General features: G+C 72.4%; 13 protein-coding genes. 11 read left to right on the top strand and 2 right to left on the bottom strand.

Features of this window, described 5'->3' with window-relative positions; genetic code table 11:
- Positions 1 to 220 precede the first annotated feature (220 nt).
- From ACGFYY_RS39190 to ACGFYY_RS39160, 7 genes are all read left to right on the top strand, one after another.
- Positions 221 to 1,417 carry an alginate lyase family protein gene (locus ACGFYY_RS39190; RefSeq protein WP_393717019.1) on the top strand — a complete coding sequence of 399 codons (1,197 nt, stop codon included), beginning with the start codon at positions 221 to 223 and terminating at the stop codon, positions 1,415 to 1,417.
- A 33-nt stretch (positions 1,418 to 1,450) separates the two neighbouring features.
- Complete coding sequence (locus ACGFYY_RS39185) at positions 1,451 to 1,831, top strand: PPOX class F420-dependent oxidoreductase (protein ID WP_365275514.1); 381 nt, start codon at positions 1,451 to 1,453, stop codon at positions 1,829 to 1,831.
- Between the two features lie 45 nt (positions 1,832 to 1,876).
- Positions 1,877 to 3,400, top strand: coding sequence for a hypothetical protein (locus ACGFYY_RS39180; protein WP_393717017.1), 1,524 nt, complete (start codon positions 1,877 to 1,879; stop codon positions 3,398 to 3,400).
- A gap of 176 nt (positions 3,401 to 3,576) precedes the next feature.
- On the top strand, positions 3,577 to 4,419 hold the full coding sequence (locus ACGFYY_RS39175) for a nitrilase-related carbon-nitrogen hydrolase (protein WP_365281283.1): 843 nt from the start codon (positions 3,577 to 3,579) through the stop codon (positions 4,417 to 4,419).
- On the top strand, positions 4,416 to 5,711 hold the full coding sequence (locus tag ACGFYY_RS39170; protein WP_393717015.1) for an aspartate aminotransferase family protein: 1,296 nt from the start codon (positions 4,416 to 4,418) through the stop codon (positions 5,709 to 5,711). The genes ACGFYY_RS39175 and ACGFYY_RS39170 overlap by 4 nt, the downstream gene beginning before the upstream one ends.
- A 9-nt stretch (positions 5,712 to 5,720) precedes the next feature.
- Complete coding sequence (gene hydA / locus ACGFYY_RS39165) at positions 5,721 to 7,121, top strand: dihydropyrimidinase (RefSeq protein WP_393717013.1); 1,401 nt, start codon at positions 5,721 to 5,723, stop codon at positions 7,119 to 7,121.
- Between the two features lie 18 nt (positions 7,122 to 7,139).
- Positions 7,140 to 8,141 (top strand): TIGR03842 family LLM class F420-dependent oxidoreductase, encoded by a 1,002-nt coding sequence (locus ACGFYY_RS39160; RefSeq protein WP_393717011.1) that lies wholly within the window; start codon positions 7,140 to 7,142, stop codon positions 8,139 to 8,141.
- A gap of 73 nt (positions 8,142 to 8,214) precedes the next feature.
- On the opposite strand, the gene ACGFYY_RS39155 is transcribed toward ACGFYY_RS39160, so the two are convergent.
- The gene (locus tag ACGFYY_RS39155; protein WP_393717009.1) at positions 8,215 to 9,630 is read right to left on the bottom strand and encodes an MFS transporter; all 1,416 of its coding nucleotides are present in this window, start codon (positions 9,628 to 9,630) and stop codon (positions 8,215 to 8,217) included.
- Positions 9,631 to 9,771: 141 nt separating this feature from the next.
- Here ACGFYY_RS39155 and ACGFYY_RS39150 point away from each other — a divergent pair, with 141 nt between their 5' ends.
- The 4 genes from ACGFYY_RS39150 to ACGFYY_RS39135 all read left to right on the top strand — a co-directional run bounded on the left by ACGFYY_RS39150 (position 9,772) and on the right by ACGFYY_RS39135 (position 13,554).
- The gene (locus tag ACGFYY_RS39150) at positions 9,772 to 10,593 is read left to right on the top strand and encodes a helix-turn-helix transcriptional regulator (RefSeq protein WP_393717021.1); all 822 of its coding nucleotides are present in this window, start codon (positions 9,772 to 9,774) and stop codon (positions 10,591 to 10,593) included.
- Between the two features lie 96 nt (positions 10,594 to 10,689).
- Entirely contained in the window at positions 10,690 to 11,514 is an 825-nt protein-coding gene (locus ACGFYY_RS39145) for an inositol monophosphatase family protein (RefSeq protein WP_365267874.1), read from the top strand.
- Positions 11,515 to 11,614: 100 nt separating this feature from the next.
- Complete coding sequence (locus ACGFYY_RS39140) at positions 11,615 to 13,033, top strand: phytoene desaturase family protein (protein WP_393717007.1); 1,419 nt, start codon at positions 11,615 to 11,617, stop codon at positions 13,031 to 13,033.
- Complete coding sequence (locus ACGFYY_RS39135; protein WP_365267870.1) at positions 13,033 to 13,554, top strand: O-acetyl-ADP-ribose deacetylase; 522 nt, start codon at positions 13,033 to 13,035, stop codon at positions 13,552 to 13,554. Before ACGFYY_RS39140 ends, ACGFYY_RS39135 begins: the two co-directional genes overlap by 1 nt.
- Before the next feature lie 38 nt (positions 13,555 to 13,592).
- On the opposite strand, the gene ACGFYY_RS39130 is transcribed toward ACGFYY_RS39135, so the two are convergent.
- Positions 13,593 to 14,078: an Lrp/AsnC family transcriptional regulator gene (locus tag ACGFYY_RS39130; protein ID WP_030714587.1), complete on the bottom strand. Its 486-nt coding sequence runs from the start codon at positions 14,076 to 14,078 to the stop codon at positions 13,593 to 13,595.
- Positions 14,079 to 14,088: the final 10 nt, after the last annotated feature.

Here is a 14,088-nt window from a genome sequence, read left to right as displayed (position 1 = left end):
CGCGTTGTCGGACCACGGCGGTACGTCCGGTACGAGCCGTGGCCCTCCGCCTTGCGATGTACCGCACCGGACAACGCGACCCGGCAAACCTTTCCGGTCACGGCACTAGGATCCCTTCCGGATCCTGCCCGGCCTGCCGTTCGGGCGGGCCCGCAGGCCAGACGGACCAATCCGCGGTGGGAGGTCCGGAGCGCGGGGGAAGCGTGAAGGCGTGTCAGCCATGAACGCATCCAAGCGACTCGGATTCGCAGTCGTCGGCGCCCTCCTCGCGGGCGGCCTACTGCTCGCGGCCTGCGCCGTCCCCGACGATCGACGCGCCGGCGACGTGGTCTTCCGCCACCCGGGCGTCGTCGTCGACCGCGGCGGGCTCAGGCAGGCGAAGCGGATGGTCGCGGCCGGCGAGGAACCCTGGCTCTCGGCGTACCGGGCGCTCCTGACCAGCCGGTACGCCTCGCTCGACTACACCCCCCACCCGGCCGACGTGGTGCCCTGCCCCTTCAACAGCGGCCCGCAGTCCTGCCTCGACGAACGACAGGACGCGATCGCCGCCTACACCCACGCCCTGCTGTGGTCCGTGAACGGCAGGACCGTGCACGCGCGCAAGGCCGTACAGATCATGGACGCCTGGTCGGCCGTGATGAAGCAGCACCGCGAGGACAACGCCGCACTCCAGGCCGCCTGGTCGGGATCCAGCTGGGCGCGCGCCGCCGAGATCATGCGCACCGACTACCCGAACTGGGACACGTCCCGGGTCACCCGGTTCGAGGAGATGCTGCGCAAGGCCTACCTGCCGGCCGTCCGCGCCCAGGTGCCCGCCTACAACGGCAACTGGGAACTCGCCATGACCGACGCCGCCGCCTCCATCGCCGTCTTCCTGGAGGACCAGGCCGTCTTCCGCGAGTCGCTGGAGCGGTTCCGGGCGCGCGTGCCCGCGTACTTCTACCTCCGGGCGGACGGCCCGCGCCCGGTGGCCCCGCGGTACGCCGCCATCGAGACGGCCGACCAGGTCAAGGCGTACTGGTTCGACCAGGGCACCTACGTCGACGGCATCGCCCAGGAGACCTGCCGCAACCTGATGCACGTCGGCTACGCGCTCGCCGCGACCGCGCACATCGCCGAGACCGCCTGGCACCAGGGCATCGACCTGTACGGGGAGCAGTCCGCCCGGCTGCGCACCGCGCTGGAGTTCCACGCGAAGTACCAGCTCGGGGCCGAGGCCCCGCCGTGGCTGTGCGGGGGCAAGCTGGAGCGGACCATGGGGCCCGACCTGGAGGTGGCCCTGCACCACTACGAGACGCGGACCGGCGCGAAGCTCCCGTACACCCGGGCCCTGGTCGAGAAGACCCGGCCGGCGGGGACGGACGAACTGTTCGTGGCCTGGGAAACGGTCAGCCACGGACAGGTCCCGCCGGTCTGACACCACCCGACGCGGCACCACTAGGGTTCGGCCATGGATCTCGAAGAACTCGGCAGGGCGCGGTACGTCAGCCTCACCACCTTCCGCAAGGACGGCACGCCCGTGGCGACGCCGGTGTGGGCGGTGGCCGACGCCGGTGAGCTGTACGTATGGACGCGCAGCGATTCGTGGAAGGTCAAGCGGATCCGCAACAACGGGCGGGTCACCGTCACCGCGTGCGACATGCGCGGGCGCGTCGAGGAAGGGGCGCGGGCGTGGGAGGGCGAGGCCCGACTGCTCGACGAGACGGGGCTGCGGCGGGTGCGGAAGCTGATGTCGCGCAAGTACACCTGGCAGTTCTGGCTCGTGGACGTGCCCGCGGCCCTGGCACGCCGCGGCAAGCGTCCGCACACCGCGATCGCCGTCAAGCTTTGAGATTCCCGTAGCCCGCCCGTAACACGGGTGGGGTCCAATGCGGTCATGGAGACCGCGACTTCGCTGGCGATCAGTCAATTCTGCGGATATCTGAGGGGGTTGACGCAGAGGCTGGATCCCGGGGCAGGTTGGTACGGGGAGTTCGTGCGGCGGGACCCGGAGGGCATGCGGGCCTGTCTCGACGGGGCGGCGATCCTTCCGTGGGACGTGGTGGAATCGCTGCTGCGGGACCTGGCCGGAGCCCGCGGCGCGGAGTTCGCGGCGCGGGAGACCGCGTACGCGGCCCAGCTGCGGGCGGCGGCCGTCACCGTGTGGGACCGACTGCCGGGCGGCGAGGGCGAGCTGCGGACCCTGCTCGCGGCGGCCGCGGCGCGACGGGCCGCATCGCAGACGGCCCTGCGCAGCCTGACGGTACGGCTCGGCCGGGCCGCAGACCGGGCCGAGACGGACGCCCTGACCCGGGAACTCTCCTGGGCCCAGGACGACGTGGCCCGCTCCGCGGCCCGTCACGAGGACCTGGCGGCCCGCCTGCGGGCCCTGCGGGCGGGCCCCGAGGGGCTGTGGCCGACGCGGCCGGAGACCGCGGAGCGGCTGCCCGGGTTACCAGGGCAACGGGAGGCACACCCCGAACCGGCCCCGGGATCGCGCCCCGAACCGGGCCCCGAGCCGCGCGTCGAACCGGGCCCGGGATCGTCCCCCGAGCCGGAAACCGCTGCCGCCGAGGAGGCCCCGGCGCGGCCCGAGGCCCCGGCGCGGCCCGAGGCGCCCGTGGGCCGGGCCGAGGGGCGGTGGCTGCGCGGCGCGCGGCGCGCCGGCGGCGCCCGGTACGCGGGCTCGGCGGCGCCCGCGGCCCCGGCCTTCACCCCGCCGCCGGGGCATCCCGGCGGGGACGGCATACCGGGTTCCGGTGCCGGCGCCGCGCTTCCCGCGCCGCGCGGAGCCCGCTTCGGCGCCCCGGGAGCCCCCGAACCCGAGGCCCCCGGCGCAGAGGCCGCTCCCCGTCCGGCGCCGCCGCGCCCCGCCCCGCGCCCCGAACACCGGGCCGGTACCGGAGCCGGAGCCGTCGCCGCCGCCCTGATCGCCCTGCGCGCCCAGGGGCGCAGCGGTGAGGCGCACGCCCTCCTGTGCGAGGCCGCGGCCCGACCCGCCGAGCAACTGCCCGCCCTCGCCGCCGAGCTGACCCGGGCCGGGCTCGCGGCCGACTGGGCGACCCTGCTGTGGGAGGCGGCCTCCCTCCCGCCCGAGCGGCTCGCGGCGGCCGCGGCCGCCCTCGGCGCCGCCGGCCGGGAAGCCGACTGCGACGCCCTGCTGCGCCAGGGCGTCGCCCGCCCGGCCGCCGAGGTCGCGGACGCGGTACTCGCCCTCGACGGCGCCGGCCGGATCCGCGAGGCCGACGCCCTGCTCGGCGCCTTCGTCCGGGTGCGCACCGCCGAGGAGGCGGCGGGGCTGGCCCGGCACGACCCCGGGTGGTTCGCTCCGAGGCTGCTCCGGGCGGCCCGGGCACTGCCGGGATCCCGGCACCGCGACCTGCTCCACGCGCTGCGGGTGGCGGGCATCGCGGGTGCGTAGGGGTACTGATCCGCCCGTCTCCTGACCGCATTCGACCGCGTGGCGACGTAACGTGATCGACTACTCCAACCGCGCACGGCGCTCTTGCCCCACGCTGTGACGAGGCCTACGTTCTACTCCCTACGCACACCGTCTACGTGCGTAGAACTCGGCGTTCCCGTCGCGAGGAGCAGCTCATGGCCCAAGTCGTCCGCGCCGCGCTGGTCCAGGCCACCTGGACCGGAGACACCGATTCGATGATCGCCAAACACGAGGAGTACGCCCGCCGGGCAGCCGCCGAAGGCGCGCAGATCATCGGCTTCCAAGAGGTCTTCAACGCCCCCTACTTCTGCCAGGTCCAGGAACCCGAGCACTACGCGTGGGCCGAGGCCGTCCCCGACGGCCCGACCGTACGCCGGATGCAGGACCTCGCCCGCGAGACCGGCATGGTGATCGTCGTACCGGTCTTCGAGCTGGAGAGCGAGGGCTTCTACTACAACACCGCCGCCGTCATCGACGCCGACGGCAGCTACCTGGGCAAGTACCGCAAGCACCACATCCCCCAGGTCAAAGGCTTCTGGGAGAAGTACTACTTCCGACCGGGCAACCTCGGCTGGCCCGTATTCGACACCGCCGTCGGCAAGGTCGGCGTCTACATCTGCTACGACCGCCACTTCCCCGAGGGATGGCGTCAACTGGGCCTGGCCGGAGCCCAGCTGGTCTACAACCCCTCCGCCACCTCCCGAGGCCTGTCCGCGTACCTGTGGCAGCTGGAACAGCCGGCCTCGGCCGTCGCCAACGAGTACTTCATCGCCGCGATCAACCGGGTCGGCCAGGAGGAGTACGGCGACAACGACTTCTACGGCACCAGCTACTTCGTCGACCCGCGCGGCCAGTTCGTCGGGGAGGTCGCCAGCGACAAGGACGAGGAACTCGTCGTCCGTGACCTCGACTTCGACCTGATCAAGGAGGTCCGCGACCAGTGGGCCTTCTACCGCGACCGCCGTCCCGACGCCTACGGAGGGCTCGTACAGCCGTGACCAACCCGACCCCGCTCCACAGCCGCCACCGCACCGTCCTGCCCGACTGGCTCGCCCTCTACTACAAGCACCCGATCGAGCTCACCCACGGCGAAGGCCGCCACGTCTGGGACGCCGACGGCAACCGCTACCTCGACTTCTTCGGCGGCATCCTCACCACGATGACCGCCCACGCCCTGCCCGAGGTCACCAAGGCCGTGTCCGAGCAGGCCGGACGGATCATCCACTCCTCCACCCTGTACCTCAACCGCCCCATGATCGAGCTGGCCGAGCGGGTCGCCGCCCTCTCCGGCATCCCCGACGCCCGGGTCTTCTTCACCACCTCCGGCACCGAGGCCAACGACACCGCCCTGCTGCTCGCGACGACGTACCGCCGCTCCAACCAGATCCTGGCGATGCGCAACAGCTACCACGGCCGGTCCTTCTCCACCGTCTCGATCACCGGCAACCGCGGCTGGTCCCCGACCAGCCTGTCCCCGCTGCAGACGTACTACGTCCAGGGCGCGGTCCGCACCCGCGGCCCCCTCGCCCACCTGGACGACGCCGCCTTCACCGCGGCCGCCGTCGCGGACCTGGATGACGTACTGGGCCAGGCCCGCGGGGGAGTGGCCGCCCTCATCGCCGAGCCGATCCAGGGCGTCGGCGGCTTCACCTCCCCGCCCGACGGCCTCTACGGAGCCTTCCGCGAGGTCCTCGACCGCCACGGCATCCTGTGGATCAGCGACGAGGTGCAGACCGGCTGGGGCCGCACCGGCGACAACTTCTGGGGCTGGCAGGCCCACGCCCAGAACGGCCCGCCGGACATCCTCACCTTCGCCAAGGGCATCGGCAACGGCATGTCCATCGGCGGGGTCGTGGCCCGCGCCGAGGTGATGAACTGCCTGGACTCCCACTCCATCTCCACTTTCGGCGGCTCCCCGGTCACCATGGCGGCCGGCGTCGCCAACCTCGCGTACCTGCTGGAACACGACCTCCAGGGCAACGCCCGCCGCGTCGGCGGCCTGCTCCTGGAGCGGCTGCGCGCCATCGCGGCCACCGTCCCCGCCGTACGGGAGGTCCGCGGCCGGGGCCTGATGGCCGGCCTCGAACTCACCAGGCCGGGCACCGACGAGGCCGACCCGGACGCGGCCGCGGCCGTCCTGGAGGCGGCCCGCGAGGGCGGCCTGCTGCTCGGCAAGGGCGGCGGGTACAACACCAGCGTGCTGCGCATCGCGCCGCCGCTCTCCCTCACCGTCGCCGAGGCGGAAGAGGGCTCCGAGATCCTCGAACAGGCATTGCGCAGCATCCAGTAGGGGGATCACATGAGCATCCGCACCCTGATCCGCGGCGGCCTCGTCGTCACCGCCTCGGACGAACTGCACGCGGACGTCCTGATCGAGGACGGCCGCGTGGCGGCGCTTGCCGCACACGGCTCGGCGGCGGCCGAGGTCTGGACGGCCGACCGCACGATCGACGCGACGGGGAAGTACGTCATCCCCGGCGGGGTCGACGCGCACACCCACATGGAACTTCCCTTCGGAGGCACCTCCGCCTCCGACACCTTCGAGACCGGAACCAGAGCCGCCGCCTGGGGCGGCACCACCACGATCGTCGACTTCGCCGTGCAGAGCGTGGGCCACTCCCTGCGCGAAGGACTCGACACCTGGTATGCCAAGGCCGACGGCAACTGCGCCGTCGACTACGCGTTCCACATGATCCTCTCGGACGTCAACGAGAGAACCCTCAAGGAGATGGACCACCTCGTCGGCGAGGGCGTCACCTCCTTCAAGCTGTTCATGGCCTACCCCGGCGTCTTCTACAGCGACGACGGGCAGATCCTGCGGGCCATGCAACGCGGAGCCGCCAACGGCGGGCTGATCATGATGCACGCCGAGAACGGCATCGCGATCGACGTCCTCGTCGAACAGGCCCTCGCCCGTGGAGAGACCGATCCCCGCCACCACGGCGAGGTCCGCAAGGTCCTGCTGGAGGCCGAGGCCACGCACCGCGCCATCCAGCTGGCACGGGTGGCCGGCGCCCCGCTCTACGTGGTCCACGTCTCGGCGGAGGAGGCGGTCGCCGAACTGGCCGCCGCCCGCGACAAAGGACTCCCGGTCTTCGGGGAGACCTGTCCGCAGTACCTGTTCCTGTCCACCGACACCCTGGAGGAGCCGGACTTCCAGGGCGCCAAGTACGTCTGCTCCACACCATTGCGGCCGAGGGAACACCAGGCGGCCCTGTGGCGGGGCCTGCGGACCAACGACCTCCAGGTGGTCTCCACCGACCACTGCCCCTTCTGCTTCCGGGGCCAGAAGGAACTGGGCCGCGGGGACTTCTCGAAGATCCCCAACGGGCTGCCGGGCGTGGAGAACCGGATGGACCTCCTCCACCAGGCCGTCCTGGACGGCCACATCAGCCGCCGACGCTGGATCGAGATCGCGTGCGCGACCCCGGCCCGGATGTTCGGCCTCTACCCGCAGAAGGGCACCATCGCGCCGGGCTCCGACGCCGACATCGTCCTCTACGATCCGCACGCCGAGCAGGTCATCTCCGCCGAGACGCACCACATGAACGTGGACTACTCGGCGTACGAGGGCAGGCGGATCACCGGACGCGTCGACACCGTGCTCTCGCGCGGCGAACTCGTCATCGACCAGCGCGAATTCACCGGCCGGGCCGGCCACGGGGCCTTCGTCCCCCGCTCCACCTGCCAGTACCTGTAAAGCTCAAGGAGCCGCCCCATGGACTTCGGCCTCGTCCTGCAGACCGACCCGCCGGCCGCCCAGGTCATCAGCCTCATGAAGCGCGCGGAGCGCAACGGCTTCCGCTACGGCTGGACCTTCGACTCGGCGGTCCTCTGGCAGGAGCCGTTCGTCATCTACAGCCAGATCCTGGAACACACCCGCAAGCTGCACATCGGCCCCATGGTCACCAACCCCGGCACCCGCACCTGGGAAGTGACCGCCTCCACCTTCGCCACCCTCAACGACATGTTCGGCAACCGCACCGTCTGCGGGATCGGGCGCGGGGACTCGGCCATGCGGGTCGCGGGCCGCAAGCCCAACACCCTGGCCCGCCTGGGCGAGGCCATCGACGTCATCCGGGACCTGGCCGAAGGCCGCGAGGCCTTGGTCGACGGCAACCCGATCCGCCTGCCGTGGGTCCGCGAGGGGAAGCTCCCCGTGTGGATGGCGGCGTACGGGCCCAAGGCCCTGGCCCTGGCCGGCCAGAAGGCCGACGGGTTCATCCTCCAGCTCGCCGACCTCTACCTCACCGAATGGATGGTCAAGTCGGTCCGCGAGGCCGCCGTCGAGGCCGGCCGCGACCCGGCGGAGATCACCATCTGCGTGGCCGCCCCCGCGTACGTGAGCGAGGACCTCGCCCACGCCCGCGACCAGTGCCGCTGGTTCGGCGGCATGGTCGGCAACCACGTGGCCGACCTGGTGGGCCGCTACGGCGAGCACTCCTCGATGGTCCCCGAGGAGCTCACCGACTACATCAAGGCCCGCCAGGGCTACGACTACAGCCACCACGGACGGGCCGGGAACCCGTCCACCGACTTCGTCCCCGACGAGATCGTCGACCGCTTCTGCCTCCTGGGCCCGGTCGAGGCGCACATCGAGAAGCTCCGCGCCCTGCGCGACCTGGGCGTCGACCAGTTCGCGGTCTACGACATGCACGACGCCCGGGAAGCCACGATCGACGCGTACGGCCAACACATCATCCCGGTGCTCCGCGACTGACGCCGCGCCCGGCGCGGGGCCGCGCGGGCCCGGAGGACCGATTCCGGGCCCGCGCGACGGTCAGGCCTTACGGTCAGGCCTTCCTCCGGCCACCCAGGCCCAGGCCCACCAGAACCGCCGCGGCGAGGACGATCACCGCGTCGACCGCCAGGACCGTCCGCACCCCGTCGAAGAGCGAGGCCTGCGTGGTGGCGAGGACACCCAGCATGGGGATACCGATCGTGATGCCCACCTGCTGGGTGGTGGTGACCAGACCGGTCGCCAGGCCCTGCTGCTCGTCCGGCACACCGCTGGTCACCACGAGCCCGTACGAGATGATCGCGCCGAGGTGGCACATGCTGGCCAGTGAGACGGCCACGGTCGCGAGCAGGGCGCCCGACTGCGGGCCCACGCCGAGCAGCACGGCGCCGAGCACACCCTGGCCGAGCAGCGAGCCGACCAGCGTCCGGCGGGCGCCGAAGCGGCCGATCACCTTCGGCGCGTACGACCCGGCGACGACGGAGGCGAGGCCCTGCACGCCGAAGACCAGGCCCGTCCGGAAGGACGACAGCTCCAGCGTCTCCTGGAGGTAGAGCGTCAGCACGAACACGACCGTCGACATCATCGAGAACGTCACGAGCCCGCCGACATTGCCCCAGGCGACCGTGCGCCGCTTCAGCATCGGCAACGACACCAGCGGGGCCGGGGACCTCGACTCCACCACCACGAAGGCGACGAGCAGGACCAGCCCGAGCACCAGCGTGCCCCGCACGTCCAGGTCACCGAACCCGCGGCGGGCCGCCGTCGACAGGGCGTAGATCAGCGCGAGCAGACCGCCGGTCACGGTCACGGCCCCGGGCACGTCCAGCCGCGGCCGCTCCGTGGTGCGCGACTCCGGCAGCAGCCCCGGCGCCATGACCAGCACGATCACCGCGGCCACCGTGAGCAGCCCCATCGTGGAGCGCCAGCCCAGGGTGTCGGTCATGACCCCGCCGAGCACCATGCCGACGGTGAAACCGAGGGACAGCAGGGTGCCGGAGATGCCGAGCGCCCGGTCGCGCAGCGGGCCCTCGGGGAAGGTCGTCGTCAGCAGGGACATGCCGGTGGGCACGATGACCGCCGCGCCCAGCCCCTGCAGGGCGCGGCCGGTCAGGAAGGAGGCCGGATCCCAGGCGAGGGTCGCCAGCAGGGAGGCCGCGCCGAAGAGCGCGAGGCCGGTGAGGAACAGCTTCTTGCGGCCGTACAGGTCGGCGATCCGGCCGAAGAGGAGCAGGAAGCCACCGGACGGCAGGGCGAAGGCGGTGATGGCCCACTGGAGGGCGGACCGGCCCAGCCCCAGGTCCTCGCCGAGCACCGGCAGGGCCACGTTCAGTACGGAGAAGTCGAGCGCCACCATGAACTGGGCGGCGCAGAGGACGAAGAGAACCAGTCGGGCCCGGCCGGAGAGCCGGTGGTGCTCGGGGGCCGCCGTGTGCGGCCCGTCGGTCGTTGTCTGTGTGTCGATCGCCATGACCACCACCCTCGTGGCCCGGGAATGTCCGTGCAGAGTGGGAACTTATGCTGGTGGTGGCACCAACAGGCAGCAGGACAGGGGGACTCAGTGGCCACACCGACCGCGGAACACAGGCGGCCCGAACTGCGCGAGTTCCTCATGAGCAGACGGGCCAGGATCACCCCGACCGAGGCCGGCCTGCCCGACGGCGGGGCCCGCCGCCGTACCCCGGGGCTGCGCCGTGAGGAGGTGGCCGTGCTCGCCGGGGTCGGGGTCTCCTGGTACCAGTGGTTGGAGCAGGGGCGCGACATCACGGTGTCCGGAAACGTCCTGGACGCCGTGGGCCGGGTGCTGAAGCTGACCAGTGCCGAGCGCCGCCACCTGTACGTCCTCGCCGGGCTCAACCCGCCCGCCCTGGAGGTCGCCCCGGACGAACGGGACAGGTGCGACGGCCTCAGGCGGCTGATCGAGGCCTGGATGCCGTTCCCCGCCCACATCATGGACCGGTACTGGAACACCGTGATGTACAACGACGCGGCCTCGCTGGTCTTCGGCATGCGCCCCGAGATCACCCAGAACTGCCTGATCGCCTTCTTCACCGACCCCATCTACCGATCGCGTTCCCCGCACTGGGCGGAGATCGCCCGCGTGGTGGTGGCCCAGTTCCGGGCGGCCTGCTCGGAGAGCCCCCACGACGAGGGCTTCCGGGCCGTGATCGAGGAGGCCCGGGAGCTCAGCCCGGAGTTCACCGAGCTGTGGGAGCGGGGGGACGTACTGCCCGGGGGACAGGTCGAGAAGCAGATCGAGCACCCGGTGACCGGAACGCTGCACGTGGAGTCGACGCAACTGCGCGTGCCCGCCCGCCCCGACCTGGCGATCGTCCTCCACACCCCGCTGCCGGGCACCGGAACGGCCGAGAAGCTGGAATGGCTGACCTCGCCGGAGGGCCGACGCGGATCGATGTTCCCGCTGGCCGGCTGAGTCCCCGCCCCGGTTCACCCGGTGGACACCCGGTGTCCAGGAGCCGGTACGGGAATGGCGGTGGGGTTTGTCGGTCCGGCGTGCTTTGCTGGAGGCATGATCGATGAGTTCCTGGCCCATGGCCTGTCCGATGTGGAAGAGGCCGTCCGCAAGGCGGCGGCGATCGAGATCATGCCGAGATTCAGGCAGCTCGCCGAGCACGAGGTCGACGAGAAGAACGGCCCCCACGACCTGGTGACCGTGGCCGACCGCAAGGCCGAGGAGAACCTCACGGCCGCCCTGACGCGGCTGCTGCCCGGCTCCGCCGTGGTCGGCGAAGAGGCCGTGCACGCCGACCCCGGCGTCTACGCGGCGCTGCGCGCGGACGCCCCGGTGTGGATCGTCGACCCCGTCGACGGCACCCGCCAGTTCGTGAACGGCGACCCCGCCTTCTGCACCCTGGTCGCCCTGGCCGTGCGCGGGGAGATCCTCGCCTCCTGGACCTTCGCCCCGGCGCTGGAGGAGCTGGCGACCGCCGTGCGCGGGCAGGGCGCGTACGTCAACGGCGAGCGGATCCGGTGCGGTTCGCCGGAGCCGGGCGCCGCGCTGCGGGTAGCCATCGCCCACCCGCTGTACACGAGCGACGAGAACAAGCGGACGCTGGCCCGGCTGGACGTCCCCGGGGTGGCGGCCCGTCCCTGCGGCTCGGCGGGCCTGGAATACCTGAAGGTGGCCCGCGGCGAGATGGACGCCCTGGCCTTCACCTGGCCCTCTGCCTGGGACCACGCGGCCGGACTGCTGCTGGTCGCCGAGGCCGGCGGCACCCAGAGCACGGTCGACGGGGTCCCCTTCCGGGTGGACCGAGACAACGCGCTGCCGTTCGCGGTCGGGCGTGACGAGGCCACCACCGTACGCATCCGGGAGCTGCTCAAGGGCGCCTGAGCGGGTCCGGCACGGTCCGGGCGGGCCCTGCCGGTCCGCGGGGTCCGGGCGGCGGAATATCCTGGGAGTGCAGGCGCGCCGGAGACTTAAGGAGTCGCAAGTGCCGTCTATTCTCGATGTGGTTGTGGTGGGGGCGGGCCCCAACGGGCTGACAGCCGCTGTCGAACTGGCCCGGCGCGGCTTCTCGGTGGCCGTCTTCGAAGCCGCCGACACGGTCGGCGGCGGCGCCCGGACCGAGGAGCTCACCCTTCCCGGCTTCCGGCACGACCCCTGCTCGGCGGTGCACCCCCTCGGCGCCGGCTCGCCGGTCTTCGCCACGATGCCGCTGGGGCGGTACGGGCTGGAGTGGCTGCACGCCCCGCTGCCCATGGCCCACCCCTTCGACGACGGCACGGCCGCGGTCCTGTCCCGCTCGGTCGCGGAGACGGCGGCGTCCTTCGGACCGCGTGACGCGGGCACCTACCGGCGTCTGGTCGGACCGTTCCTCGGTAAATGGGACACCCTGGCCCGGGACTTCATGTCCCTGCCGAGCACCGCCCTGCCCCGGGATCCGCTCACGCTCGCCCGCTTCGGCCTCGCCGGACTGCCCCCCTCCACCTGGCTCCTGAGCCGCTTCCGCGACGAACGCGCCCGCGCGCTGTTCGCGGGACTCGTGGCCCACGTCATCGCCCCGCTCGACGGGATCGCCACCAGCGCCGTGGGCCTGGTATTCGCGCTGGCCGCGCACACCAACGGCTGGCCGATGCCGCGCGGCGGTTCCCAGTCCGTCTCCGACGCCCTCGCCGGATACCTGCGCGACCTCGGCGGAACCATCCACACCGGCTTCGAGGTCAAGCGGCTCGACGACCTCCCGCCCGCCCGCACCTACGTCTTCGACACCTCACCGACCGCGCTGGCCCGCATCGCCCGCCTGGGACGCGCCTACGACGGCTACCGGTACGGCGCCTCCGTGTTCAAGCTCGACTACGCGCTGGACGGCCCGGTCCCGTGGACGGCCGAGGCGCCCCGCCGCGCCGGCACCGTCCAGATCGGCCCGCGCACCCGCGACATCGACGCCGCCCTGCAGCTCGCCTCCACCGGCCGGGCCCCGCGCGCGCCGTTCCTCATCACCGCGCAGCCCAGCCTCGTCGACCCCGGCCGGGCACCCGAGGGCAAGCACGTGTTCTGGGCCTACGGCCATGTTCCCGCAGGCTGGGACGGCGATCTCACCGAAGCTGTCGAAGCCCGACTGGAGCGGTTCGCCCCGGGCTTCCGCGACCTCGTGCTCGCCCGCGCCACGGCCGGCCCGCCCCAGCTCGCCGCCCGCAACCCCAACTACGTCGGCGGGGACATCGCCTGCGGGGCCGCCTCGGGCCTCCAGCTCCTGCTGCGCCCCAAGCTCTCCCTCAATCCGTACGCGACGGCCCACCCGGCGGTCTTCCTCTGCTCCTCGGCCACCCCGCCCGGCCCGGGCGTGCACGGCATGTCCGGGCACAACGCCGCCAAAGCGGTGTGGCGGCACCTGCGAAAGGGGTCCTGATGGTCCGGATCACCCTGGTCCTCGGCGACATCACCGCCGAGCGGGCCGACGCGATCGTCAACGCGGCGAACTCCTCGCTGCTCGGTGGCGGCGGCGTCGACGGCGCCATCCACCGGCGCGGCGGCCCGGAGATCCTCGCCGCCTGCGAGGATCTCCGGCGTTCGCACTACGGCAAGGGGCTGGCGACCGGCCGGGCCGTGGCCACCACGGCCGGGCGGCTCGCCGCCGAGCACGTCATCCATACGGTGGGCCCCGTCTGGTCGCGCGAGGAGGACCGCTCCGCGCTGCTGGCCTCCTGCTACCGCGAGTCGCTGCGCGTCGCCGACGAGCTGGGGGCCCGTACGGTCGCCTTCCCGGCCATCTCCACCGGCATCTACGGCTGGCCGATGGACGACGGCGCCCGGATCGCGGTGGAGACCGTGCGCGGCGCCGGTACCGAGGTCCAGGAGGTCCGGTTCGTGCTCTTCGACGACGCGGCCTACCAGGCCTTCGCGGCCCAGGTCCGCGCCGACCAGGCCTGACATACGCCCCGCGGCGACCGGGCCGCGGGTCGGCGCGGTCAGCGTGGCGAGCGCCGGGACCCGCCCGGGGCGGGGCGCGGGTAGGTCCGGGACTGCTTGACGCTGCCGAACGCGAAGCTCGATTCGATCGACGCGATCCCGGGGATCGCGTGGATGCGGTGGCGCACCAGGGATTCGTAGGCCTCCAGGTCCTCGATGACGACCCGGAGCAGATAGTCGCTGCTGCCCGCCATCAGGTAGCAGTCCTGGATGTGCTCGATGACCGCGACGTGCTCCTCGAACAGCCGTACCGCCTCCGCCGTGTGGCGTTCCAGCCGGATCCGGACGAAGACGGTGACCGGCAGGCCGAAGGCGACCTGATCGACCATGGCCGTGTAGCCGCGGATCAGACCCGCCTCCTCCAACCGCCGGACCCGGCGCAGGCAGGGCGACGGCGAGAGCCGGACGCGGTCCGCGAGGTCCTGGTTGGACAGGCGTCCGTCTGCCTGCAACTCCCTGATGATCTGCAGATCGACTGCGTCCATGGCCCCTCCT

Source organism: Streptomyces sp. NPDC048331 (genome assembly GCF_043201215.1).
Lineage (GTDB): Bacteria > Actinomycetota > Actinomycetes > Streptomycetales > Streptomycetaceae > Streptomyces.
The sequence above is the reverse complement of the archived record's forward strand: the minus strand, read 5'-3'. Positions and strand labels throughout refer to the sequence as shown.